Source organism: Vibrio sp. 10N.247.311.12 (genome assembly GCF_041467515.1).
GTDB classification, from domain to species: Bacteria; Pseudomonadota; Gammaproteobacteria; order Enterobacterales; family Vibrionaceae; genus Vibrio; species Vibrio crassostreae_C.
In genome coordinates, this window is record NZ_JBFSUV010000002.1 from 57,760 (window position 1) to 82,719 (window position 24,960).

Annotated in this window: 23 protein-coding genes; all 23 read left to right on the forward strand. The window is 46.6% G+C overall.

Going from position 1 to position 24,960, the window contains the following annotated elements:
- The first annotated feature begins 20 nt into the window (after positions 1–20).
- The 23 genes from fliD to flhF all read left to right on the forward strand — a co-directional run bounded on the left by fliD (position 21) and on the right by flhF (position 24,952).
- The gene (gene fliD / locus AB6E30_RS01435) at positions 21–2,048 is read left to right on the forward strand and encodes a flagellar filament capping protein FliD (RefSeq protein WP_372102454.1); all 2,028 of its coding nucleotides are present in this window, start codon (positions 21–23) and stop codon (positions 2,046–2,048) included.
- Between the two features lie 3 nt (positions 2,049–2,051).
- The gene (locus tag AB6E30_RS01440) at positions 2,052–2,357 is read left to right on the forward strand and encodes a flagellar protein FliT (RefSeq protein WP_048661524.1); all 306 of its coding nucleotides are present in this window, start codon (positions 2,052–2,054) and stop codon (positions 2,355–2,357) included.
- A gap of 12 nt (positions 2,358–2,369) precedes the next feature.
- The gene (gene fliS / locus AB6E30_RS01445; protein WP_004736194.1) at positions 2,370–2,780 is read left to right on the forward strand and encodes a flagellar export chaperone FliS; all 411 of its coding nucleotides are present in this window, start codon (positions 2,370–2,372) and stop codon (positions 2,778–2,780) included.
- Positions 2,781–3,008: 228 nt separating this feature from the next.
- Positions 3,009–4,475 (forward strand): sigma-54 dependent transcriptional regulator, encoded by a 1,467-nt coding sequence (locus AB6E30_RS01450; protein ID WP_017064122.1) that lies wholly within the window; start codon positions 3,009–3,011, stop codon positions 4,473–4,475.
- Between the two features lie 184 nt (positions 4,476–4,659).
- On the forward strand, positions 4,660–5,700 hold the full coding sequence (locus tag AB6E30_RS01455; protein WP_017060686.1) for a PAS domain-containing sensor histidine kinase: 1,041 nt from the start codon (positions 4,660–4,662) through the stop codon (positions 5,698–5,700).
- Between the two features lie 33 nt (positions 5,701–5,733).
- On the forward strand, positions 5,734–7,143 hold the full coding sequence (locus tag AB6E30_RS01460) for a sigma-54 dependent transcriptional regulator (RefSeq protein WP_017060685.1): 1,410 nt from the start codon (positions 5,734–5,736) through the stop codon (positions 7,141–7,143).
- A gap of 132 nt (positions 7,144–7,275) precedes the next feature.
- Positions 7,276–7,587: a flagellar hook-basal body complex protein FliE gene (gene fliE / locus AB6E30_RS01465; RefSeq protein WP_017060684.1), complete on the forward strand. Its 312-nt coding sequence runs from the start codon at positions 7,276–7,278 to the stop codon at positions 7,585–7,587.
- 16 nt (positions 7,588–7,603) lie between these two features.
- Positions 7,604–9,346, forward strand: coding sequence for a flagellar basal-body MS-ring/collar protein FliF (gene fliF, locus AB6E30_RS01470; protein ID WP_017068985.1), 1,743 nt, complete (start codon positions 7,604–7,606; stop codon positions 9,344–9,346).
- Positions 9,339–10,400 (forward strand): flagellar motor switch protein FliG, encoded by a 1,062-nt coding sequence (gene fliG / locus AB6E30_RS01475; RefSeq protein WP_017060682.1) that lies wholly within the window; start codon positions 9,339–9,341, stop codon positions 10,398–10,400. Before fliF ends, fliG begins: the two co-directional genes overlap by 8 nt.
- A gap of 124 nt (positions 10,401–10,524) precedes the next feature.
- Positions 10,525–11,325, forward strand: a complete 801-nt coding sequence (gene fliH / locus AB6E30_RS01480; RefSeq protein WP_017060681.1) for a flagellar assembly protein FliH — start codon at positions 10,525–10,527, stop codon at positions 11,323–11,325.
- On the forward strand, positions 11,325–12,644 hold the full coding sequence (fliI, locus tag AB6E30_RS01485; RefSeq protein WP_017060680.1) for a flagellar protein export ATPase FliI: 1,320 nt from the start codon (positions 11,325–11,327) through the stop codon (positions 12,642–12,644). Before fliH ends, fliI begins: the two co-directional genes overlap by 1 nt.
- Before the next feature lie 19 nt (positions 12,645–12,663).
- Entirely contained in the window at positions 12,664–13,101 is a 438-nt protein-coding gene (gene fliJ / locus AB6E30_RS01490) for a flagellar export protein FliJ (RefSeq protein WP_017060679.1), read from the forward strand.
- 182 nt (positions 13,102–13,283) lie between these two features.
- Positions 13,284–15,413, forward strand: coding sequence for a flagellar hook-length control protein FliK (locus AB6E30_RS01495; RefSeq protein ID WP_102429083.1), 2,130 nt, complete (start codon positions 13,284–13,286; stop codon positions 15,411–15,413).
- A 90-nt stretch (positions 15,414–15,503) separates the two neighbouring features.
- Complete coding sequence (fliL, locus tag AB6E30_RS01500) at positions 15,504–15,992, forward strand: flagellar basal body-associated protein FliL (protein ID WP_017060677.1); 489 nt, start codon at positions 15,504–15,506, stop codon at positions 15,990–15,992.
- A gap of 7 nt (positions 15,993–15,999) precedes the next feature.
- Entirely contained in the window at positions 16,000–17,046 is a 1,047-nt protein-coding gene (fliM, locus tag AB6E30_RS01505; protein WP_017060676.1) for a flagellar motor switch protein FliM, read from the forward strand.
- A 29-nt stretch (positions 17,047–17,075) separates the two neighbouring features.
- On the forward strand, positions 17,076–17,486 hold the full coding sequence (gene fliN / locus AB6E30_RS01510) for a flagellar motor switch protein FliN (RefSeq protein WP_004739851.1): 411 nt from the start codon (positions 17,076–17,078) through the stop codon (positions 17,484–17,486).
- Positions 17,486–17,926, forward strand: coding sequence for a flagellar biosynthetic protein FliO (fliO, locus tag AB6E30_RS01515; protein ID WP_017060675.1), 441 nt, complete (start codon positions 17,486–17,488; stop codon positions 17,924–17,926). The genes fliN and fliO overlap by 1 nt, the downstream gene beginning before the upstream one ends.
- Entirely contained in the window at positions 17,913–18,842 is a 930-nt protein-coding gene (gene fliP, locus AB6E30_RS01520) for a flagellar type III secretion system pore protein FliP (protein ID WP_170791796.1), read from the forward strand. The genes fliO and fliP overlap by 14 nt, the downstream gene beginning before the upstream one ends.
- Before the next feature lie 11 nt (positions 18,843–18,853).
- A complete protein-coding gene (fliQ, locus tag AB6E30_RS01525; RefSeq protein ID WP_372102456.1) occupies positions 18,854–19,123 on the forward strand; it encodes a flagellar biosynthesis protein FliQ in 270 nt (89 codons plus the stop codon).
- Positions 19,124–19,129: 6 nt separating this feature from the next.
- Complete coding sequence (gene fliR, locus AB6E30_RS01530; protein WP_017060672.1) at positions 19,130–19,912, forward strand: flagellar biosynthetic protein FliR; 783 nt, start codon at positions 19,130–19,132, stop codon at positions 19,910–19,912.
- A gap of 9 nt (positions 19,913–19,921) precedes the next feature.
- Positions 19,922–21,052 carry a flagellar biosynthesis protein FlhB gene (gene flhB / locus AB6E30_RS01535; RefSeq protein WP_017060671.1) on the forward strand — a complete coding sequence of 377 codons (1,131 nt, stop codon included), beginning with the start codon at positions 19,922–19,924 and terminating at the stop codon, positions 21,050–21,052.
- A 210-nt stretch (positions 21,053–21,262) separates the two neighbouring features.
- Entirely contained in the window at positions 21,263–23,362 is a 2,100-nt protein-coding gene (gene flhA, locus AB6E30_RS01540; RefSeq protein WP_136979579.1) for a flagellar biosynthesis protein FlhA, read from the forward strand.
- A 27-nt stretch (positions 23,363–23,389) separates the two neighbouring features.
- The gene (flhF, locus tag AB6E30_RS01545) at positions 23,390–24,952 is read left to right on the forward strand and encodes a flagellar biosynthesis protein FlhF (protein ID WP_136979577.1); all 1,563 of its coding nucleotides are present in this window, start codon (positions 23,390–23,392) and stop codon (positions 24,950–24,952) included.
- Positions 24,953–24,960: the final 8 nt, after the last annotated feature.

A 24,960-nucleotide genomic window follows, 5' to 3' on the forward strand; every position in this document is an offset into this window, starting at 1 on the left:
CGTATTATTGAGGTGATTTAATGAGTTTTGGCCCAATGGGGATTTCGTCTGGCATGGATATCAATTCCATGGTCAGCAAAATTGTTGATTCGGAGCGTGTACCTAAACAGCAACGAATCGACAATGAACGAACGCGAATCGATACCAGCATTAGTGCCTATGGAAGACTCAGAGAATCCCTTGATTCGATGAAAAACCTGATGACAAACTTTCGTCAGGAAAAAGCTTTTGCTGTGCGAACAGTGGAAAGTACCGATGAAGCGCTTGTCTCTGCAACCGCGACTACCGAAGCGATCGCTGGCAAATATGCCATCGATGTGTTGCAGCTTGCCCAAAGCCATAAAGTGGCTTCTGATGTACTGTCAGAGGACATGAAATTTGGCCCAGGTAAGCTGCAGGTTTCGCTTGGTGATGACAGCTTTGACGTGCAAGTTGGCGACAGATCGAGACTTATCGAAGTTGTTCGTGGTATCAACGGTGCAGATAGCAACCCAGGCGTTCGTGCATCTATTATCAACGATGTCGAAGGTCCAAGACTTATTATTGCCTCGAACCAGTCTGGTTCAGATCAGCAGATCAGCATTAATGTTGAGTCAGATGCTGCCAATCCCTTAAAAAAACTCGAATACAAAACGCTTGAAGAACGTGTTAAAGCGCTAGAGAAAGCGCGCGTTGCTGCTCAAGATATTCTAGCTCTAACCCCTGCAGGAAAAGCCGTTGAACTCATCGATGAAGTGATCGCTAGCGATGACCCAAATGCGAATGAAACACTCGATAAAGATGGCAATGTCATCCCTGCATCCCAAACTGATTCTACCTCCGTTGCTGACGAAGACTCTCAAAGCCTTAGCTACGGAGAACAAGCCGCCGCCGACGGCCAAGCAGCTCTTGATGCAGCTAAAGCGGCAAAATCTGTCATGCCTGAAGACAATATCCCAGGTTGGACGGAAACTGCCTCTGGTACGCTTCTTGACTCTTACTATACACCAGAACTTGAGCTTGATGAAAAAGCAATAGAGAAGGCACCTGATGTACCGGGATGGTCAAATGCTGCCTCAGGTACGTTGACGGATTCCTACGTGACACCGAAAGAAGCCCAACAAAAGCTTGAGGCTGAGCAAGCGCGTATCGAAGAGAAGATTTCACAAGAAAAAGCGGAGTTGGCTGAGAAAGTTCAAAAAGGCGAACTCACCGCAGAGCAAGCCAAGAAAATTGAGCGTGCCAAATTAGAACCCGAAGAGCGCGAGCTCTTAGAGAAGGTCGATAAAGCGCAAGCAGATCTTGAACAAGCACAGCAATCTTTTGATACCTATAGTGGAATGACTGAAGTTCAGGCTGGCCAAGATTCTATGGTTGTCCTAGATGGTGTTGCTCAACTCTCTAGTAATAACAATGTGATTGAAGATGCCATTGAAGGTATTGATATTACGGTAAAAGGAAAAACGCCAAAAGATAAGCCGCCGGCAGAAATTGGTGTGGAGTACGACCGTAACAGTGTTCGCCAAGATATCGAATCCTTTGTGAGCTCTTATAACCAGTTCTATCAAGTGTCGAAAGACCTCGCGGGTGTTGATCCAACGACTGGTCAAAAAGGCCCGCTCTCTGGTGACAGTACAGTGCGTAACGCCGACTCCCGATTGAAAGGGGTGTTCTCATCAAGTATCGAAGGCGCGCCTGATAACCTAAAATCTTTGACCGAGTTTGGTATCACGACCACAAGACAAGGCTCGTTAGAAATCAACTACGACATGCTTGACCGTCAACTTAACAATAACTTTGATAAGTTGGGTGAGTTCTTTGGTGGCAACAACGGCTTCGCCAAAAAAGTGGAAGACGCGATTCAAGGCATTACAGGTATCACGGGTTCAATCCGTACTCGAGAAAAGAGCTTGGTCGAGCAAAATTACCGCCTAGCAGATGACCAAAGCGCGCTTGACCGCCGCATGGACAGCCTTGAGATCCGTACCCACTCTAAGTTCACGGCCATGCAAGATGCGACCAGTAAGATGCAATCTCAGTTGGGCAGTATGATGAATGCGTTGGGCTAATAGATGAATAGCCAGCTAAAAGAGCTTTGTGAACTCGATCAATTAATTCTCTCTAAGCTTGAATTTAGTGAAATTAATGCTGAAGAAATAACGCTGCTTGTCGATAACAGAGAACAGTTATTGCAAAACGTGCTTCAAATAATCGACTCACACCCCGACGTTAAGCAAAGTTCTGAATGGTTTGAAGCCATTATCAGAACCAGAAAATTAGTCGAATTGATGCAGTCTGAGACGAGTCGAGTAGGTAAGGCCCTACACAAATATCGTCACGGTGCTAAATCAGTTCAACAATACAAAAAGTTTTTATAGAAGAGGTTTACTATGCGCGGTTCTTTACAGGCATATAAAAAGGTATCAGTGGATAGTCAGCTAACGGCTGCCTCACCGCATAAGATTGTACAGATGCTAATGGCAGGTGCTATCGAGCGTTTGATTCAAGGTAAAGCGGCAATGCAAGCGGGTAACATCCCGGTGAAAGGTGAGCGACTTGGTAAGGCTCTAGATATCATTATTAGCCTACGCAGTTGCCTATCTATGGACGATGGTGGCGATATTGCGAAAAACCTAGATCAACTTTATGAGTTCATGATCACGCAAATTTCTGCGGCAAATCACAAAAATGACCCACAGCCTATTGATGATGTTATCGATATTATTCGCGAAATTAAGAGCGCTTGGGACCAAATTCCGAACGAATATCACAACTTGACGTCCGCTGACGTAGGTATTTAAAGAAAAATTGCAGTTTTAACCAATCTCATATCCCTTGATTGGTTGGTTGCCTTATTTTTTTAATCAAATAAAATAGAAGCCATTAGATAGCCTAATGGCTTTTTTCGTTGCTGATTTCCTAAATTTGTCCACGTAGACCATAATCATTGATACATCTCACTGTTTTATAGACTACGTTGCTCACCGTTTTTCCGCATCGCACCAAAATAAAGGCAATAATTCCTACTTATGCAAGGTTTGGCAAAACTGCTTGTCGTCGACGATAACGCTCAAGATCGTCACAATTTAAGCACAATATTAGAGTTTGTAGGAGAGAGCTGCGAAGTAATCAGCTCTGAACAAGCACGTAAAGTTGACTGGTCACTACAGTGGGCCGGCTGCATTATTGGTACCATTAAAGGTAAAGGCTTCAACGCATTACTGAATGAGAAGCTTGTTCACGCCAATCACATCCCTTTACTGGTGATTGGCAAAAACAATCACCCGGTTGACGAGTTGACTAACTATGTTGGTGAGCTTGAACTTCCTCTTAACTACCCGCAATTAAGTGATGCATTAAGACACTGTAAAGACTTCTTAGGCCGCAAAGGTGTTCAAGTTGTGTCTTCGGCACGCAAGAACACCCTGTTTCGCAGCCTAGTAGGACAAAGTGCTGGCATTCAAGAAGTACGTCACTTAATTGAACAAGTCTCTTCTACGGAAGCGAACGTGCTGATTCTTGGTGAATCTGGTACAGGCAAAGAAGTCGTAGCGCGTAACATTCACTATCACTCTAAACGTCGTTCAGGGCCTTTTGTTCCTGTAAACTGTGGCGCGATTCCACCTGATTTGCTTGAAAGTGAACTGTTTGGTCATGAGAAGGGCGCATTTACTGGGGCGATTACCGCACGTAAAGGCCGTTTTGAATTGGCTGAAGGTGGCACACTGTTTCTTGATGAAATTGGCGATATGCCGATGGCGATGCAAGTTAAGCTGCTACGAGTACTGCAAGAGCGATGCTTTGAGCGTGTAGGTGGCAATAGCACCATACAAGCTGATGTTAGAGTGATTGCGGCAACCCACCGCAACCTTGAAGATATGATCGACGATGATTCGTTCCGTGAAGATCTTTACTACCGCTTAAATGTATTCCCGATTGAAATGCCGGCGCTTCAAGATCGTAAAGAAGATATTCCACTGTTGCTTCAAGAGCTGATGACTCGAATGGAAGCGGAAGGCAGCATGCCTATCTGTTTCACGGCTCGTGCTATCAACTCTTTGATGGAGCATTACTGGCCAGGTAACGTTCGTGAACTAGCGAACCTGGTTGAACGAATGGTTATCTTGTATCCAAACAGCTTGGTTGATGTGAATCACCTGCCAACTAAATATCGATACAGCGATATCCCTGAGTTCCAGCCAGAGTTTAATAGCTTTGGATCTGAAGAGGAGCAAGAGCGTGATGCACTTGCTGACTTATTCTCAGAAGATTTCAGTTTTGATCAGCAAGATGATATTGCCGACAATGCTAATGCGCCTCAAGAGTTACCGCCAGAAGGGGTTAACTTGAAAGAGCTACTCGCGGATATGGAAGTGAATATGATCAATCAAGCGTTGGAAGCGCAGGGCGGCATTGTTGCTCGTGCTGCTGACATGCTTGGAATGCGTAGAACCACTCTGGTTGAAAAAATGCGTAAATATAACTTGCAGCGATAGTGTCCAGTTTTCGATGAAAACGAAAAACTAGCACACACTTTTTAGCTATTTGGTAACTCTAGCTAAGTGAACAGATAAACCATAGTCGAGTTGTTGCTTGCTTAACTATGTGATAAATATAGCAAATAGCCTGACTCGTGTTGTACGTCTCAGGCTGTTTTAGTATTTGAGGCAAATTTTTGACATGCGCGTATCTAACGAACCAGAAAATCAATCACACCTAGATTCTGTTGAACAGCAGGTTGAGCGCTATAAGCAAGTACTCGACGTGATGCCAGCAGGGGTTATCTTGTTAGATACACACGGCGAAGTGAGAGAAGCGAACCCTGAAGCGCATCGTATTCTTGGTGTTGAGTTGGTTGGTGAGAAGTGGTTTTCAGTGATTCAAAGTGCCTTTGACCCAAAAGACGATGACGGTCATGAGATCTCATTGAAGAACGGGCGAAAAGTGCGTTTGGCGATTTCAGCCTCTACCACGGGTCAGCTGATTTTGATTACCGATCTGACCGAGACCCGACTATTGCAGTCTCGCGTGAGTGATCTTCAGCGTTTGTCTTCATTAGGTAGAATGGTGGCCTCGCTTGCCCATCAAGTGCGAACGCCGCTTTCAAGTGCGATGCTGTATGCATCAAACCTTGCCGCGCCAAATCTGCCGCCGGCAACAAAAACGCGTTTTCAATCTAAGCTTATGGATAGATTGCATGACTTAGAGAAGCAAGTGAACGACATGCTGTTGTTTGCCAAAGGTGGTGACAACAAAGTCGTTAAGCCATTTACTGTGGCTGAATTGATCACTGAATTTCACCCTATGGTGGAAGCGGCATTGAAAACTAACCAGATTGATTATTGCCAAGAAGTTGAGGGCGAACAGACTCAAATGTTCGGCAACGCCAATGCTATCGCCTCAGCGTTAAGCAACCTAGTGTTGAACGCGGTTCAAATTGCGGGTAAGGAATCGCAGATCGATGTGTTTTTTAGGCCCGTAAATGGCGAGCTTAAGATATCAGTGCAAGACAGTGGCCCCGGCGTACCGAAAGAGCTTCAAGGTAAAATAATGGAACCCTTCTTTACCACTCGTTCACAAGGTACAGGTCTAGGCTTAGCGGTTGTACAAATGGTATGTCGAGCACATGAAGGCCGACTGGAATTGATATCAGAAGAAGGCGACGGCGCATGCTTTACCATGTGTCTACCGCTTGAAAGAAGTGCTTCTTCTGAAGACTAATAAGTTTTAACTGAATTTACACTGGAGAATCCTATGGCTCAAAGCAAAGTGTTAATCGTCGAAGATGATGAAGGTCTACGCGAAGCCCTTGTCGACACACTCGCGCTTGCTGGCTATGAATGGCTGGAAGCGGATTGTGCGGAAGATGCTCTGGTCAAATTAAAATCGAACTCCGTTGATATTGTCGTATCTGACGTGCAGATGGCGGGCATGGGTGGCTTGGCACTATTGAGAAACATTAAGCAGCATTGGCCAAATTTGCCGGTATTGCTAATGACAGCGTACGCCAACATCGAAGATGCCGTTGCTGCAATGAAAGAGGGCGCTATCGACTATATGGCAAAGCCATTTGCGCCAGAAGTGCTGCTCAACATGGTCAGCCGTTATGCGCCTGTAAAGTCGGATGACAATGGTGACGCTATCGTTGCTGATGAAAAAAGTATCAAGCTAATGATGCTGGCTGATAAAGTTGCGAAAACCGATGCCAACGTCATGGTGTTGGGCCCGAGTGGTTCTGGTAAAGAGGTGATGTCTCGCTACATTCACAATGCTTCTAGCCGAAAAGATGGCCCGTTTGTCGCGATTAACTGCGCGGCGATCCCAGACAACATGTTAGAAGCGACCCTGTTTGGTTATGAAAAAGGCGCATTTACTGGCGCTATTCAAGCTTGCCCGGGGAAATTCGAGCAAGCGCAGGGCGGTACAATTCTGTTGGATGAGATCAGTGAAATGGATCTTAGCCTACAAGCCAAACTACTGCGTGTTTTGCAAGAGCGCGAAGTTGAGCGATTAGGTAGTCGTAAGAGCATCAAATTGGATGTTCGTGTATTAGCGACCAGTAACCGAGACCTTAAACAGTATGTTTCTGAAGGGAATTTCCGTGAGGATTTATACTACCGCCTGAATGTATTCCCAATTTCTTGGCCTCCATTGTGCGAGCGTAAAGGCGATATTGAGCCTTTAGCCAAGCACTTAGTTGAGCGCCACTGCACCAAACTTGGTATGCCTGTACCCGTTATGTCAGCACAAGCGATCAGCAAACTCGTCAATTATCCGTGGCCGGGCAATGTTCGCGAATTAGACAATGTGGTACAGCGTGCGCTAATATTGAGCGAACAAGAGAACATCTCTGGTGAGCATATCCTTCTTGAAGGTGTCGATTGGCAAGACGCAAGCAGCCTACAACAAATCGTCGAAGGCAGTGACGTAGCTGCGCCAGAAATTAAGCCTATTGCCGAAGCAAACCCAATCAATAAAATCGCGGCTAGCAGCGAAGGGTTAGGTAATGAGCTTAGAGATCAAGAGTATGCGATCATTCTTGAAACCCTGATTGCATGTAATGGCCGACGCAAAGATATGGCTGAAAAACTGGGCATTAGCCCTCGTACACTGCGTTACAAGTTGGCTAAAATGCGCGATGCTGGAATAGATATCCCAAACTGAGGATAGATTAGTAGTGTCAGCTTTCTGACTAGTGTAATACGATATCTAGTCAATTAAATGTGTGGCACGCTAATTGCTCTGTCAATAATATAGCTAAATAGATGGTCATAATTTTGACTCCTGAGGTAGTAGATGAGAATAGATGGTTTACAAGGCGAAATGCAGGCAATGATGGTCGAAGCTGCCAGCGCGCGTCCCGCAGCAACGGGGCAAGCGGTCGGTGCAGATTTTGGCAACATGCTGACTAATGCCATCAATAATGTGAACTCATTACAAAAGACCTCAGGTGATCTTCAAGCTCGTTTTGATAGTGGCGACCAAAGCGTATCCCTATCGGACGTGATGATTGCTCGTAATAAATCTAGTGTGGCTTTTGAGGCGACGATCCAAATTAGAAATAAATTGGTCGAATCGTACAAAGAGCTGATGAATATGCCGGTATAAGTTGGGTAGTTAAATAGTGGCAGATAATAGTCAAACAACAGATTTAACCGTAAGCGATAGCAACGACCATGCACTTATTGCAGGCTCTGAGCTAGACGGAGAAGGGCAAAATCCCGATCTAGGTGAACGCAGTTCATCGAAGTTCGATATGGCTGTCGGTGATCTTGATTTACTTCGTCAGGTCGTCTTAGTCCTTTCTATCTCTATCTGTGTAGCGCTGATTGTGATGCTGTTTTTCTGGGTAAAAGAGCCAGAAATGCGTCCATTAGGGGCTTACGAAACAGAAGAATTGATCCCCGTTCTTGATTACTTAGATCTGCAAAAGATCGATTACACGCTTGAAGGCAATACCATCTCAGTACCGGCGAGTGAGTACAACTCATTAAAGCTTAATATGGTACGAGCGGGTTTGAATCAAGAGCGAAACGCGGGTGATGACATCCTCATGCAAGACATGGGTTTTGGTGTATCACAACGTTTAGAACAAGAACGCCTTAAATTAAGCCGCGAAAGACAACTTGCCAAAGCCATTGAGCAGATGAAACAGGTGCGTAAAGCTCAGGTTTTATTGGCCCTGCCGAAGCAGAGTGTTTTTGTACGTCATAATCAAGAAGCCTCTGCTTCTGTATTCCTAACTCTAAAAACAGGTACTAACCTCAAGCAGCAAGAAGTTGATTCTGTTGTGGATATGGTGGCAAGTGCCGTTCCGGGAATGAAAACCTCACGTATTACGGTGACCGATCAGCATGGCCGATTGTTGAGCTCAGGCTCTCAAGACCCTATGTCAGCGGCGCGTCGTAAAGAACACGAGTTAGAGCGCAATCAAGAACAAGCGCTGCGTGAAAAAATTGACTCCATCCTGATTCCTATTCTTGGGTTTGGTAACTACACCGCTCAGGTTGATATCCAGCTCGATTTCAGTGCTGTGGAGCAAACCAGAAAACGTTTTGATCCGAATACACCGGCGACTCGAAGTGAATACACCTTAGAAGATTACAACAATGGAAATACGGTGGCGGGTATTCCGGGTGCGTTGAGTAACCAGCCTCCAGCGGATGCCTCAATTCCACAGGATGTGGCTCAGATGAAAGACGGCGCGATGACAGGTCAAGGCTCTGTTCACAAAGAAGCGACTCGAAACTTTGAGCTAGACACCACCATCAGTCATGAACGTAAACAGAGCGGCACGGTTAATCGTCAGACGGTTTCTGTTGCGATCAAAGACCGCCAATCCTTGAACCCAGATACGGGTGAAGTGGTTCATACTCCGATTCCGGCGAGCGAGATCAATGCGATTCGCCAAGTACTGATTGGTACGGTGGGCTTTGATGAAACTCGTGGTGATTTGCTCAACGTATTAAGCATGCAGTTTGCACCTCAAGTAACAGATGTTGTTGCTGATGTGCCAATCTGGGAGCATCCAAACTTCAATGATTGGGTTCGTTGGTTTGCAAGTGCCTTGGTTATCATTGTGGTGGTGTTGGTACTTGTTCGCCCTGCAATGAAGAAACTGCTTAACCCAGCAGCAGACAACGATGAACAGATGTACGGACCTGATGGCATGCCAATTGGTGCCAACGGCGAAACCAGCTTAATTGGTGGTGATATTGAAGGTGGTGAGCTGTTTGAATTTGGTTCAAGTATCGACTTACCAAACCTTCATAAAGACGAGGACGTGCTGAAAGCAGTACGTGCACTTGTAGCGAATGAACCAGAGCTAGCAGCTCAAGTAGTTAAGAATTGGATGGTAGATGGCTAACGAAATAGTTCCACAACAAACTGAAGGCGGTGAAGTGCTTGATGTCTCTAGCGTGGATATCGGCTCTATCTCAGGCGATGAGCGCGCTGCGATCTTGTTGCTCAGTTTAAATGAAGAAGATGCTGCTGGTATTATTCGTCACCTAGAGCCAAAGCAGGTTCAGCGTGTGGGTAGTGCGATGGCGCGAGCTACAGACCTATCCCAAGAGAAAGTAGGCGCTGTGCACCGTGCTTTCTTAGATGATATTCAGAAGTACACCAACATTGGTATGGGCAGCGAAGACTTCATGCGTAATGCGTTAGTTGCTGCTCTGGGTGAAGACAAGGCGAATAACCTTGTTGACCAAATCCTTCTCGGCACAGGTTCGAAAGGTTTGGATTCGCTTAAGTGGATGGATCCTCGTCAGGTGGCGAGCATTATCATCAACGAGCACCCTCAAATTCAAACTATTGTGTTGTCGTACCTCGATGCCGATCAATCGGCTGAGATCCTGTCTCAGTTCCCAGAGCGAGTTCGTCTGGATCTGATGATGCGTATTGCCAACCTTGAAGAAGTTCAACCTTCGGCGCTTGCTGAACTGAATGAAATCATGGAGAAACAGTTCGCGGGTCAAGCGGGTGCTCAAGCTGCCAAAATTGGTGGCCTGAAAGCCGCGGCTGAGATCATGAACTACATGGACAACAACGTGGAAGGCGTCTTGATGGATCAAATCCGTGACCAAGACGAAGACATGGCAACACAGATTCAAGATCTGATGTTTGTCTTTGAAAACCTTATTGAAGTTGATGACCAAGGTGTTCAACGACTACTACGTGATGTTCCACAAGATATTCTACAGAAAGCACTTAAAGGTGCAGATGAAGGTCTACGTGAGAAGATCTTCAAGAACATGTCTAAACGTGCTGCCGATATGATGAGAGACGATATTGAGGCGATGCCGCCAGTCAAAGTCTCTGATGTTGAAGCGGCTCAGAAAGAGATTTTGGGTATCGCGAGGAAGATGGCAGACAGTGGCGAAATTATGCTGTCTGGTGGCGCCGACGAGTTCCTTTAATACAGAAATCTCAAAAGCCCCACACTGTTGGGGCTTTTCTTTATCCAATCTCGAACCACAGATTAACTCAGTTTAACTGCTTGAATTCACAATACAGTTAAGCCACTCATAGATAGGTACTGATATGTCAGGTGATAGAAAACGCGGCTTCCTTCGCCCTGAAGAAGATAATACGGTTGCCCAACCTCAGAAATGGGGGCTGCCTGACTACACCTCTGACGTGAGCAAACAAGCCAAAGAAACCGCTTTTAACTACGACCCTAGTTGGATGCCAACGGTTGAAGAAGCCATTGAAGATGAAGAGCTGGTTCTGACTGAAGAGCAAATCGAGCTGATTAAACAAGGCGCTTATCAGGAAGGGCTGCATCAAGGCCAAGAGGCGGGCTTTAAGCAAGGCTATGAAAAAGGCAAAGAAGAAGGTTTTGCTGCCGGTCACGAAGAAGGCAACGAAGCCGGCAAGCTTGAAGGCGTAACCGCGGGTCAAGAGTACATTCAACAGCAGGTGGCCGTCTTCATGGGGCTGGCAAACCAGTTCGCTCAACCATTAGAGTTGATGAACGCTCAGGTGGAGAAGCAATTGGTCGACATGGTGCTTACCATGGTCAAAGAAGTGGTTCATGTTGAAGTGCAAACCAACCCACAAATCATATTAGATACCGTTAAAGAATCGGTAGAGTCGTTGCCGATTTCTGGTCACGCAATCACATTGAAACTCAATCCGGAAGATGTGGCGATCATTCGCTCTGCGTATGGCGAGACTGAATTGGACTGCCGTAATTGGACGCTGGTCGCAGAGCCAGCACTCAACCGTGGTGATGTACAAATTGAAGCGGGTGAGTCGAGCGTTAACTACCGCATGGAAGATCGTGTAAAGAACGTTATTCAAAATTTCTGCGGCGCAAATCGTCACCAAGGTCATGAGTAATGCTTGAGTTAGCGAATCGTCTCAGTCAGTACAAAGTCGAGGGGCTAAAATCGCGACCAATTGCCTCTGGTAAATTAGTACGCGTTGTTGGCTTAACGCTTGAAGCGACCGGCTGTAAAGCGCCAATCGGCAGTTTGTGTTTAGTCGAAACCATGTCTGGTCAGATGGAAGCCGAAGTCGTCGGTTTCTCTGGCGATAACCTATTTTTGATGCCGAGTGAGCAAATCACCGGGATCTTACCTGGCGCTCGCGTCACGCCAATGACTACCGAAAGTGGTATCCCTGTTGGAATGGAACTGCTCGGTCGAGTGATCGACGGCGTAGGTAATCCACTCGACGGTTTAGGTCCAATCTATACAGAGCAACGCGCTTCATTTAATGCGGAGCCAATCAACCCGTTAGCTCGTAAACCGATTTCTGAACCACTCGATGTCGGCTTGAAAGCCATTAATGGTTTGCTAACCGTGGGTAAAGGGCAACGTATCGGTCTGTTTGCTGGCTCTGGTGTCGGTAAATCCGTAACTCTGGGCATGATGACTCGAGGCACAACTGCGCAAGTAGTGGTCGTAGGCCTAATCGGTGAGCGTGGACGAGAAGTTAAAGAATTTATTGAAGAGATTCTTGGTGAAGATGGCCGTAAGCGTTCGGTTGTTGTTGCCGCTCCTGCCGACTCATCACCATTGATGCGCTTAAAAGGCTGTCAAACCGCGTTGGCTGTCGCCGAGTACTTCCGCGACCAAGGCTTAGATGTTCTGCTACTCATGGATTCATTGACCCGTTTTGCTCAAGCTCAGCGTGAAATTGCTCTGTCTGTGGGTGAGCCGCCAGCAACCAAGGGCTATCCGCCATCAGTCTTCGCTAAGCTTCCTGCGCTGGTGGAACGAGCAGGTAACGGCAATGATGAACAAGGTTCTATCACGGCTTTCTTTACCGTGTTAACCGAAGGCGATGACTTACAAGATCCGATTGCGGATGCGTCGCGAGCAATTCTCGATGGTCACGTTGTGTTATCTCGTGAGATGGCCGATGCCGGTCACTACCCAGCGATTGACGTTGAGAAATCCGTCAGTCGTGTTATGCCGCAAATCACCACTGAAGAACATGTCTTGATGTCGAAAGCGGTAAGGCAAGTGCTGTCGATCTGCCGTAAAAACCAAGATTTGGTGTCGATTGGTGCTTACAAGCCAGGAACGGATCCAGCAATCGATAGTGCCTTCACGTTGAAACCAAAACTGGATGAGTACTTGCAGCAGAAGATGAAAGAGACCGTCCCATACGACATGTGCGTCAACATGTTGAAACATGTATTGGGTGGCTAACGGGTGAATAAGGTTAGTCATGGATAACGCATTAGAATTTTTGCTCGATCAAGCCAAAGATCAAGAGAACCAAGCGGTACTTGCGCTCAACAAAGCGAACTCTGAGCTGCAAGGCTACTATGAGCAGGTTGCGCAGATTGAAAAGTATCGACTGGATTACTGTCAGCAGCTCGTTGACCGCGGCAAGGCAGGCTTAACGGCGAGCCAATATGGTCACTTGAACCGCTTCTTAACTCAGTTGGATGAAACATTATCCAAACAGAGAGAAGCCGAGCACCACTTTAAAAATCAAGTCGACAACTGCCAAAGCTACTGGATGGAGTTACGCAAAAAACGTAAATCCTACGAGTGGTTGATGGAGAAAAAGCAGAAAGAGAAAGCAAAGCTGCAAGATCGAAGAGAACAAAAGCAAATGGATGAGTTTTCGACTCTGTTATACAGCCGAAAGAAGATGTGATCCTAAGCCACGAATGACGTCAGTGCTGTTCTCTATATTGTGAAAACCGAACTTATAGGCATGTTTCTTGCTCCGTTTTATATAAAATTGCGCGTTATGCCCACCAAAGGCATGAAAAGCATCCGACTTTCTTTTTGTTGCCTGATTCATGGCAGCAAAGCTAGTAGATAGAGCTTGTATATATGAATGTTAGTCTTTCCTCAAATTCAGCGACCAACAAAATGTCATCGTTGTTGGACACCGGTTCTGCCTCTTCCAAGGTAGAAGAAACCGGCGACTCTAAAGGTTTCTTTGAGTCCTTTAAAGAAGCGCTCGGCTTTGAAGAAAGTGACAGTAAAGTCGCAGCAAAAGACACAGAAAGCACTGCGAAACCTGATACTAAACAGACATCTACCGAAGGTGAAGCGTCAGCCGAAGCGAACAAAGGTGATTCCGCTGAATCAAAGGCTACTGACGAAGTGAGCGAAGCGCAAAGCAAGCAAGCAGCTTCAGAAGTAGAAGGCGAGAAAGCTGCTGATAAAACATCAGCAGAGGCTGCGTCTGGATCTGAGGCTCAGCTCAAAGCCAATTCGGGCACTGATAGCACTGTCGCTGATAAGACTGTTGCAGATAAGGCAGATGGTAAAGATGCGCAGGATACGACTAACGAGTCTAAAGAACATATTGCTCAATCCCAAACTCAGGGTCCATCAGCGGTAGATGGTGCTACGCAGGCATCGCAAGCCAATGCAGCGATGAGCGAAGGCAATAAATTGCTTGGTCAATTGGATGAGGCAAACAAAACCCTAAATCAAGCGCCAAACGGCAAAGGCTTGCCTCAGCAAGGTCAGGTAGAACAAGCCCAAGGTAATATCACCGGTGCTTCTGTTGCAGGAGTTTCCGTTACGGATAAGGCGACACAACAAGCTAAGGCTGCAAATCAGGAGAAGAGCCTTGAAGTCGATTCTGAAATCGCTGTACTTACCGGAGGTAAGGGTGTTTCTCAGCTAACTGATACTGAAATTCGACAGTTGATGGATAAAGGCGTCACTCCAGAACAAATTGAAGCCAGTATGAGCCGAGAGCTGAGCCAAAAGAATGCAGCTAGTGCGGTTGCTGCCGAGCAGAGCCAAGCATTGTCAGCCGTGGATATTGAACTGGCAAAGCAAGTAGATGCCCATACCAAAGCGCTAAACCAATTGAATGGACAAATCGAATCAGAGCAGTCTGTTGTCGATAGCTTGCTTGATAAGCAACAAAGTGGCGCTAAGTTGACGGTTGATGAGCAAGCCGCTTTGGCTAAAGCGACCTCTAACCTAGACCTGTTGAATCAACAGCTCGCTAACGTTCAACAACAAGTAACAGCTTTGCTAAGTCAAGCTCCGGCTGCGAACAGTGCGTCTGGTGAACCCACTGCTATCGATTGGGATAATACGGATTCAAGCGAAACTAAAGCCTTAGCTGCGGCAGCATCAACAGCAGCTGTAGCGACGGCTACACAACAAGTGTCAGCGCAGGCCGCTTCTCAATCAGCAAACAATGCTCTTACGGACAAGGCGGCAATGCTGCACGCCAATAATGCACATGCAGCCCAACAGGCCGCAGCTCAACAAGCTAATGTGGCTTCACCTCAGCAGCAAGCAACGTTGGATCCAGCTTTAACCGCGCAAGGAATGGCGATGAATGCAACGCCAGCTGCCACAAAAGCAGGCTCGACTGATACGCTTCTTAAAGCGGGCGCCGGTGCAGCAGCACTGTCTGGTTTGGGTAAAGCGGGTGCTAAAGAAGATTCTAAAGATTCGACCTTTGCTCAGCAGATCGCTTCTGCGGCTGGTGCACAAGGTACGGCAACGGTGGGTTCAGCACCTACGCGAGCTGAAATTCAAGCTGCCCAACAAGCGCCCTTACAGCTCACCAAAGAGCTAGCCAATGAGCAAGTGGCTGAAAAAGTACAAATGATGATGTCTAAGAACCTTAAGAACTTGGACATTCGTCTCGACCCACCAGAATTGGGCCAAATGAAAATCCGCATGACCATGAATAATGACGTGGCAAACGTGCACTTTACGGTGAGTAATCAGCAAGCGAGAGATGTGATTGAACAAACCTTACCTCGCTTGAGAGAGATGCTTGCTCAGCAAGGTCTGCAGCTTGCCGATTCGTCTGTTCAACAACAGAACTCCGGTCAGGGACAAGATAGATACAACAATGGTGAGCAACAATCCGGCGCTAACCGCACAAATGATACGCAAGGTGATGAAAACCTTGATAGTGACAGCAATCTTGAATTGAATGTCGCATCAAAGCGTGATGGAATTAGTTATTATGCCTAATATCAGGCTAAGAACGCTTGGTTAATAGAAAAAACCAGTTAATAAAAAGAACCATCAGTTAATCGCAAGAACAGGAAGTTAGAGTAAGATATGGCCGAAGAACAAGATGCACCTAAAGGGAAGAGCAAGCTCCTTATAATTATTATTGCCGTAGTTGTGTTACTGCTTGGTATAGGTGGTGCGCTGTACTTTTTCTTAGGTTCTGACGATAGCGCCTCTGAATCTCAGTCTCAGCCAGCAACGGCTGTGGTCGCTGCAGAGCCGGTTATGTATGTTAATATTCCTCAGCCCTTCTTGTTTAATGTGACAGGTGACAAAAAAGATCGCCTAGTTCAGATAAAAGCACAGCTCATGGTACGTGGCAGTAAGAATGAAGACCTGGCTCGTTACCACTCTCCACTTGTAGAAAGTACGCTACTGGCCACGTTCGCTTCGGCAACGGTTGATCAATTGCGCTCACCAACAGGCCGCGTGGAACTGCGTAATAAGGCAACAGAAGATATTAAAGCAAGCCTGGCTCAAGCTGTTGGCCAGCCTGTGATTGAAAAAGTGTTATTCACTGACTTCGTAATTCAATAGGTAATTTGTGACCGATTTATTAAGCCAAGACGAAATTGATGCGCTGTTACATGGCGTTGATGATGTTGAAGAAGTTGAAGATGTCTTAGAAACCGAAAATGACAATGCGGTCAATTTCGACTTCTCATCTCAAGATCGAATCGTCCGTGGTCGAATGCCGACCCTTGAACTTATTAACGAGCGCTTCGCACGTCATATGCGTATCAGCTTGTTTAATATGTTACGTAAAACGGCTGAAGTGTCGATCAACGGCGTACAGATGATGAAGTTTGGTGAGTACCAAAACACATTGTATGTACCCACCAGTTTAAACATGGTTCGTTTCCGTCCATTGAAAGGTACGGCACTCATCACCATGGAAGCTCGTCTGGTTTTCATTCTCGTAGAGAACTTTTTTGGCGGTGATGGTCGTTTCCACGCCAAGATTGAAGGTCGTGAATTCACGCCTACTGAAAGACGAATCATTCAGTTACTGCTGAAAATTGTTTTTGAAGATTACAAAGAAGCTTGGTCGCCAGTGATGGGGGTTGAGTTTGAATACTTGGATTCCGAAGTGAACCCAAGTATGGCGAACATTGTGAGCCCAACCGAAGTGATTGTTGTGAGTTCGTTCCACATTGAAGTGGATGGCGGTGGTGGTGACTTCCACGTTGTCATGCCTTACTCCATGGTTGAGCCGATCCGTGAACTGCTTGATGCGGGTGTTCAATCAGACAAGATGGAAACCGATGTTCGTTGGAGTACCGCACTGCGTGATGAGATCATGGATGTGCCCGTCAATTTCCGCGTGAATTTGCTAGAGCAAGATATTTCCCTTCGTGATCTGATGGAGCTGCGCCCTGGTGATGTTATCCCAATGAACATGCCTGAGCACGCAACCATGTTTGTCGAAGAACTGCCGACTTATCGTGTGAAAATGGGCCGTTCTGGTGAGAAGCTTGCAGTACAGATTTCGGAAAAAATTCAAAGACCACATGTGGTTAAAACTGATCTCGCTTTTCTAGGTAAAGACTTATTGTCTGAGCTCGAAAACAGTGATGATGACGACGAATAGTAAAATAGATAAAAGTATAGGAATTGGTAATGGAACCTAGTGAAGATCAAAAGCTAGCAGACGAATGGGCTGCAGCACTTGGTGAAGATCCTTCAGCGCCGTCAATTGATGTTGATGATGTGCTTGCGGCACCACTTGATGAGCTAACCGATTCATCATCTCCGATTTCTGAAGATGAGCGTCGTAAGCTGGATACCATTATGGATATTCCAGTGACTATTTCGATGGAAGTTGGTCGCTCTCAGATCAGTATCCGTAATTTACTTCAGTTGAACCAAGGTTCGGTTGTTGAGCTAGATAGAATTGCTGGTGAGTCACTGGATGTGATGGTAAACGGTACCTTGATTGCTCATGGTGAAGTGGTTGTGGTGAACGACAAGTTTGGTATTCGTTTGACTGACGTTATTAGCCAAACAGAACGAATTAAGAAGCTGCGTTAATGAGCTTTTTGTCTCAAAGACTTGCGGGCTCCTTTCTCGGAATGACAGGTTTGTTACGAGGAATCTTGGGAGTAGGGCTATTAACGGCTCCTTCCATTGCCTTTGCAGCAACACCGCCTTCTCTCGATTTAGCGACCACCTTTGGGTCGCTAATTTTCGTTATAGCCTTCATTTTATTTATTGCTTGGCTACTCAAGCGAATGCAAGTACCTGCGATGTCGAATCAACAAGGTTTGGCGATTGTTAGGCAAATCCCTGTTGGTACTAAAGAGCGTATCGCTATTGTGCAAGCGGGTGATGAACAGTTCTTGGTAGGGATTACCACACAATCGATTCAGCTGATCTCTAAGCTCGATAAACCTCTTACTCAGGAGATGCTGGAAAAAAGTACATTTTCAAGTCAGCTTTCCCAGCTAATAAAAAAAGATGCAAACAAGTAACGGACTTTTGAACTCCTCTTACTTTCACCAAGCCGGAGCTTTCCGAGCGGTGAAAGTGTGGTTGGTTCAGCTTATTCTCCTATGCTCAATCGTATTCAGTGTGTCGGTATTTGCACAAGCTGAAGACGGCACCGTCATTCCTGCGAATACCGCTGGCTCGGAATCGGTCACTATCAGCACGATGGAACAAGACCAAGCCAAATCGACAACCATGACCACGGGCAGCTTGACTGGCAATGGTGGCGGCATACCTGCCTTTACCATGACAACCAATGCCAATGGCGGTGAAGACTACTCGATTAACCTGCAAATTCTCGCGTTAATGACCATGCTTGGCTTCTTGCCGGCGATGGTGATTTTGATGACGTCGTTCACTCGTATTGTAGTCGTGATGTCTATTTTGCGTCAGGCGATGGGTCTACAACAAACACCGTCTAACCAAGTGATTATTGGTATCGCGATATTCTTGACCTTCTTCATCATGTCGCCAGTGATTAATCAAGTTAACGAACAAGCAGTTCAGCCTTATCTTAATGAGCAGATATCGGCGCGACAGGCATTTGATGTTGCCCAAGAACCGATTAAGTCCTTCATGCTCAAACAGACTCGAATCAAAGATCTTGAAACCTTTGTTGAGATTTCTGGCGCGGAAGTGACTAACCCTGAAGATGTTTCGATGGCGGTGCTGATTCCAGCATTTATCACCTCAGAATTGAAAACGGCTTTCCAAATCGGCTTTATGCTGTTCTTGCCTTTCCTAATCATCGACTTGGTGGTGGCATCGGTATTGATGGCTATGGGTATGATGATGTTGTCACCGATGATTGTATCGCTGCCGTTTAAGTTGATGCTATTTGTTCTGGTAGATGGCTGGAACTTGATACTTTCCACACTCGCCGGCAGTTTTGCCTTGTAGCTGGGGGAATAATGAATCCTGAAATATTCGTAGAGTTGTTCCAAGACGCCCTTTGGATGGTATTAGTCATGGTTTGCGCCATCATTATTCCTAGCCTGCTGATCGGTTTGGTTGTGGCTGTTTTCCAAGCTGCGACCTCAATCAACGAACAAACACTGAGTTTCCTACCGCGTTTGATCGTAACTTTGTTGGCGTTGATGCTATTCGCACACTGGATGACCCAGGTGATGATGGAGTTCTTTTTTGAGCTCATCGAACGCTTGCCGCAAGTTCTGTATTAAACCGATATGGAATACCCAACGAGCCTTGTACTAGAGTGGTTAGCCAATTATTTTTGGCCATACACTCGCATCTCAGCGATGCTGATGGTGATGACGGTAACAGGGGCACGCTTCGTGTCGCCGCGTATTCGTCTGTATTTAGGCTTGGCGATCACTTTTGCGGTGATGCCTGCGATTCCGGCCGTTCCCAAAGAGATTGAACTTCTGTCCTTTCAAGGCTTCCTGACTGTCTTCGAGCAAATTGTGATTGGCGTGGCCATGGGTTTTGTTACCCAGTTCATGATTCAAACCTTTGTTATGCTGGGTCAGATCCTCGGTATGCAATCGAGCTTGGGTTTTGCATCAATGGTCGACCCGGCTAACGGGCAAAATACGCCGGTACTTGGTCAGCTGTTCATGCTGCTAGCGACCATGTTTTTTTTGGCGACCGATGGTCACTTGAAAATGCTGCAGCTGGTGGTGTTTAGTTTTAAGACCTTGCCGATTGGCAGTGGCTCTCTAACCTCTGTGGATTTTCGAGAGCTCGCGTTGTGGCTCGGCATCATGTTCAAAACGGCATTAGCGATGTCATTGTCGGGGATTATTGCGCTGCTAACGATTAACCTTTCTTTTGGTGTAATGACGCGTGCGGCACCTCAATTAAACATCTTTTCTTTGGGTTTTGCATTTGCGCTACTCGTGGGTCTGTTACTTTGTTGGTACATCCTTGGCGGCTTGTATAGTCACTATGAGCTATTCTGGATGCAGGGCGAACAACAGATATGTCGTCTAATCCGGTTAGATTGCTAGGAGACTGAAATGGCAGAGTCAGACGGTCAAGAACGCACAGAAGACGCCACGCCCAAACGCTTGCAACAGGCCAAAGAGAAAGGGCAGGTTGCAAGGTCAAAAGAGCTAGCGTCAGCATCGGTATTAATTGTCGGCGCGATTGCTTTAATGTGGTTTGGCGAATCGATGGCGAAGGCTTTGTTCGAGGCGATGCAACGTCTGTTCTCTTTGAGTCGCGACGAAATTTTTGACACTAACAAACTCCTAGAAATCGCTGGTGGTGCACTGGTGAACCTGCTGTTCCCGCTGTTTTTGATACTGATAACCTTGTTTGTTGCTGCCGTCATCGGCGCTGCGGGTGTCGGTGGGATTAACTTCTCAATGCAAGCAGCAATGCCTAAGGCGTCTAAGCTCAACCCACTCAGTGGCATCAAGCGTATGTTTGGCCTGCAAAGCTGGGTTGAACTGCTCAAGTCTATTCTTAAAGTAGCGCTCGTATCGGGGATGGCGATTTATCTGATTCAAGCCTCTCAGCATGATTTAATGCAGCTGAGTATGGATGTGTACCCACAGAACATCTTCCATGCCTTGGATATCTTGCTCAATTTCATCCTGTTGATCAGTTGCTCGCTGCTTATTGTGGTGGCGATTGATATCCCGTTCCAGATCTGGCAACACGCCGATCAATTGAAGATGACCAAACAAGAAGTCAAAGACGAATTCAAAGACACTGAAGGTAAGCCGGAAGTGAAAGGCCGAATTCGTATGCTTCAAAGGGAAGCGGCTCAGCGTCGCATGATGGCAGACGTTCCTCAAGCGGATGTGATTGTGACCAACCCGGAACACTTTTCAGTGGCGCTGCGCTATAAGCAGAATCAAGACAAAGCACCAATTGTGGTTGCTAAAGGTGTCGACCACATGGCGATGAAGATCCGAGAGATTGCGCGTGCAAACGACATCTATATAGTTCCAGCGCCGCCATTGGCGAGGGCGCTTTATCACACCACTGAGCTAGAACAACAAATTCCTGACGGTCTGTTTACGGCAGTTGCACAAGTGCTTGCATATGTTTTCCAGCTTAAACAGTACCGAAAACGAGGTGGTGAGCGACCAAAACTGCAAGATTCTAATATGCCGATCCCACCTGATTTACGTCATTAGATCAATTGCTTGAGCTCTGCGTGATGAACCCTGATAATAGCGAGCTAGCTAATCTTCCTTTTATAGAGGTGATGGCGATAATTTGACGTGAGATGTTGGTACAGTGTTTGCTGTAGTAGCCTGAACATTATAAGCCCATAGCAAACAGCCCTGACTAAGACCTAATCCACTTGTTCAGAGAGCTACAACATAGCGAAACTGTCTAGATTTATGAAATTCTCCCTGCCTTTTGCGGACAAGCTACCTAAAATCCCTAACCGTGCCATGCCTGCGATTGGTGCACCTATTATGGTACTTGCAACGCTTGCTATGGTGGTGTTGCCCATTCCAGCTTTCTTGTTGGATATGTTCTTCACCTTCAACATTGCACTGTCTATGGTTGTGCTACTGGTCTCGGTATATACCCGCAGGCCTTTAGACTTCGCTGCATTCCCGACCGTCCTGCTGATTGCGACTCTACTTCGATTGGCCTTGAACGTTGCTTCGACACGTGTGGTATTGCTCCATGGTCACGAAGGTGGCGACGCGGCAGGTAACGTGATTGAAGCCTTCGGTAACGTGGTTATCGGTGGTAACTATGCGGTAGGTCTAGTGGTGTTCTTGATTCTTATGATCATCAACTTCATGGTTGTAACCAAAGGTGCGGGTCGTATCTCGGAAGTAAGCGCGCGTTTCACGTTAGACGCCTTACCGGGTAAACAGATGGCAATCGATGCCGACTTGAACGCAGGTTTGATCGACCAAGACCAAGCGCGTCTGAGACGTTTTGAAGTCACCAAAGAAGCTGACTTCTACGGTTCGATGGACGGTGCTTCTAAGTTTGTTAAAGGCGATGCGATCGCTGGTATCTTAATCTTATTCATCAACATCATTGGTGGCTTGAGCATTGGTATGGCTCAGTTTGATCTTGGTTTTGGTGAAGCAATCGAAATCTACACGCTACTGACTATCGGTGATGGTCTGGTTGCACAAATTCCATCTCTATTACTGTCTATTGCAGCTGCGATGATGGTAACGCGCCAAAATACTGATGAAGATATGGGTGAGCAACTTGTCTTCCAGATGTTCGACAATCCAAAAGCCTTGATGATCACCGCCGCCATCCTTGGCATCATGGGTATTGTTCCGGGTATGCCACATTTCTCGTTCTTGAGCCTTGCCATCGTTGCCGGCGCGGGGGCGTATTACATCGATAAAAAGAACAAGAAGAAGGCGGAAGAGCCTAACCTTCCGGCGACAGTTGAAGCGAATGGAGAAGTAGGCTCTCAGAAGGAGCTCTCTTGGGATGATGTTCAACCTGTCGATATTATTGGTTTAGAAGTGGGTTACCGTTTAATTCCTTTGGTTGATAGAGACCAAGGTGGTGAATTGCTTGAACGCGTTAAAGGTGTGCGTAAAAAGCTGTCTCAAGACTTTGGTTTCTTGATCCCAGCGGTACACATTCGCGATAACCTAGAACTGACACCAAACAGCTACCGTATTACCCTGATGGGTGTTGCTGTGGGTGAAGCTGAGATAAAGCCAGACATGGAGCTCGCGATTAACCCGGGCCAAGTCTATGGCATGATCGATGGCGAGCCGACGATTGACCCTGCCTTTGGCCTTGAAGCGGTTTGGATTCGTGAAGAGCAGCGTGAACACGCACAAGCTCTAGGTTATACCGTTGTAGATTCTTCTACAGTACTGGCGACACACCTTAGCCAGCTGCTAACCAACAACGCATCGCAGCTCATTGGCCACGAAGAAGTTCAGAACTTACTTGAGATGCTCAGCCGCTCAACACCTAAGCTGGTGGAAGGTTTTGTACCGGATCAATTGCAGTTGGGTGTGGTTGTGAAAGTGCTACAGAACCTGCTGAATGAAGCGATTCCAATTCGTGACATTCGAACCATAGTCCAAACTTTGTCGGAGTATTCAGGTAAGAGTCAAGAACCTGACATACTTACTGCGGCGGTTCGCATCTCATTGAAACGATTAATTGTTCAGGAAATCAATGGTATAGAGCCCGAGTTACCAGTGATAACCTTGATTCCTGAGCTGGAACAAATCTTGCATCAAACCATGCAGGCATCCGGCGGAGAATCTGCTGGTATTGAACCTGGTTTAGCCGAACGTTTACAGACCTCTCTCAGCCACGCTACACAAGAGCAAGAGCTGAAAGGTGAGCCCGCGGTACTATTGACCTCTGGCGTGTTGCGTTCGACTCTGGCTAAGTTCGTGAAGAACACGATTCCAAGCTTGCGAGTCTTGTCTTACCAAGAAATACCGGACGAAAAGCAGATACGTATCGTACAAGCTGTTGGTAATTAAGCCGCCTAATTAGAACGGACAATCGAATTGAAAATTAAACGATTTTTTGCAAAAGATATGCGAACGGCTCTGCTCCAAGTTAAAGAAGAACTTGGTTCAGAAGCTGTGATCATGTCTAACAAAAAGGTCGCAGGTGGCGTGGAAATTGTTGCCGCTATTGATGGCGAATCCAGCCCGTCGACAGCGAGCCAGAGACTAAATAAACCTCAGCAGCCTGCCCAAAGCCAATATACGCAAATGGCCGCGCCCGCAACTCCTGCAGGGCGACGTCAACTAGACGATGACAAGGTTAGCCTGCAGTCGAATGCTGAAGGTGGACGCTCAATGACCAAGCGCTTTGCGAATATGCTAAAGCAATACAGTCATGGCGCCGATGATGAGCCACAACATCGTGCTGGAAATGAAGATTCATTGTCAGCATTGCTCAATCGTCAATCAAGCACGGGTCATAAGCCTCATAGTCATCAGACTCAAAGCAATTTGCAGTCTCATGGCCATCAGCAATCTCACGGAAACCAACAGTCTCACGGCAATCTTGATTCAGCATTTGCTCGTGAAACGGGTTTGTCTAAGTTGATTGCTGAAGACCGCAGAGTAGAGCGCCCGACACCTCGCTTGGATCCTACCCGTTATGATCGTGGTCGAGAGAACACTCAGTCCAAAGGTTCTGATACTGAAATGGAAACGATGCGCGAAGAGATGACCTCAATTCGTCGTCTGTTAGAGCATCAAGTTTCTGGGTTGATGTGGCAAGAAGTTGAGCGCCGTGAACCACTGAGAGCCATGCTTATTAAGCGCCTTGAACGTATGGGTGTATCTGCAGAGCTTGCTGATCAAATGGCTTGCTACATTCCTGAAGATACTAAACCTGCACGTGCATGGAAGGCTCTGTTAGCTCTGGTTGCTGACCAAATCTCCGTTACACAAAAAGATATTTTAAAACGCGGCGGTATTGTGGCTCTACTTGGCCCAACCGGCGTGGGTAAAACAACGACTGTTGCAAAGCTAGCTGCACGTGCTGCCATGGAATATGGCGCTGATAACGTCGCACTAGTGACAACTGATACATATCGTATAGGTGCACATGAGCAGTTATCGATCTACGGCCGAATTATGGGTTGTCCTGTAAGAGTTGCTAAAGATTCTAGCGAACTGGCCGATGTAATATATCAGTTACGTAATCGTCGCCTGATTCTGGTCGATACTGCAGGCATGGGACAACGAGATGTTCGCCTATCTGAGCAGTTAGACACATTGATGCAAGAGAGTGGTTCCGTTATCAATAGCTACCTTGTGTTGCCTGCAACCGCGCAACGCAAAGTGCTGCAAGAAACAATTGAACACTTCAGAAGAATCCCGTTGTCGGGATGCATCATGACTAAGCTGGATGAATCCCTAAGTCTAGGTGAATTCATCAGTGTCGTAATACAAAATGCATTACCAGTTGCTTACATAGCAAATGGTCAACGAGTTCCTGAAGATATCGTTATAGCTCAGCCAAAGTACATGATTGCTAAGGCTAATGAGCTATTAGAAAAATCTACAGAGAATGAACCTCATTACTGGAATAGCGATTCTGAAGGGCTCTAGGCGGCGGA

Coding starts and splice junctions, on each gene's coding strand:
- fliL (WP_017060677.1), top strand. CDS start 15,504: ATGGCCGAAGAACAAGATGCACCTAAAGGGAAGAGCAAGCTCCTTATA.
- fliQ (WP_372102456.1), top strand. CDS start 18,854: ATGAATCCTGAAATATTCGTAGAGTTGTTCCAAGACGCCCTTTGGATG.
- AB6E30_RS01455 (WP_017060686.1), top strand. CDS start 4,660: ATGCGCGTATCTAACGAACCAGAAAATCAATCACACCTAGATTCTGTT.
- fliR (WP_017060672.1), top strand. CDS start 19,130: ATGGAATACCCAACGAGCCTTGTACTAGAGTGGTTAGCCAATTATTTT.
- flhA (WP_136979579.1), top strand. CDS start 21,263: ATGAAATTCTCCCTGCCTTTTGCGGACAAGCTACCTAAAATCCCTAAC.
- AB6E30_RS01495 (WP_102429083.1), top strand. CDS start 13,284: ATGAATGTTAGTCTTTCCTCAAATTCAGCGACCAACAAAATGTCATCG.
- AB6E30_RS01450 (WP_017064122.1), top strand. CDS start 3,009: ATGCAAGGTTTGGCAAAACTGCTTGTCGTCGACGATAACGCTCAAGAT.
- fliO (WP_017060675.1), top strand. CDS start 17,486: ATGAGCTTTTTGTCTCAAAGACTTGCGGGCTCCTTTCTCGGAATGACA.
- fliP (WP_170791796.1), top strand. CDS start 17,913: ATGCAAACAAGTAACGGACTTTTGAACTCCTCTTACTTTCACCAAGCC.
- fliE (WP_017060684.1), top strand. CDS start 7,276: ATGAGAATAGATGGTTTACAAGGCGAAATGCAGGCAATGATGGTCGAA.
- fliI (WP_017060680.1), top strand. CDS start 11,325: ATGCTTGAGTTAGCGAATCGTCTCAGTCAGTACAAAGTCGAGGGGCTA.
- fliG (WP_017060682.1), top strand. CDS start 9,339: ATGGCTAACGAAATAGTTCCACAACAAACTGAAGGCGGTGAAGTGCTT.
- AB6E30_RS01460 (WP_017060685.1), top strand. CDS start 5,734: ATGGCTCAAAGCAAAGTGTTAATCGTCGAAGATGATGAAGGTCTACGC.
- fliD (WP_372102454.1), top strand. CDS start 21: ATGAGTTTTGGCCCAATGGGGATTTCGTCTGGCATGGATATCAATTCC.
- fliJ (WP_017060679.1), top strand. CDS start 12,664: ATGGATAACGCATTAGAATTTTTGCTCGATCAAGCCAAAGATCAAGAG.
- fliH (WP_017060681.1), top strand. CDS start 10,525: ATGTCAGGTGATAGAAAACGCGGCTTCCTTCGCCCTGAAGAAGATAAT.
- flhB (WP_017060671.1), top strand. CDS start 19,922: ATGGCAGAGTCAGACGGTCAAGAACGCACAGAAGACGCCACGCCCAAA.
- fliN (WP_004739851.1), top strand. CDS start 17,076: ATGGAACCTAGTGAAGATCAAAAGCTAGCAGACGAATGGGCTGCAGCA.
- AB6E30_RS01440 (WP_048661524.1), top strand. CDS start 2,052: ATGAATAGCCAGCTAAAAGAGCTTTGTGAACTCGATCAATTAATTCTC.
- fliS (WP_004736194.1), top strand. CDS start 2,370: ATGCGCGGTTCTTTACAGGCATATAAAAAGGTATCAGTGGATAGTCAG.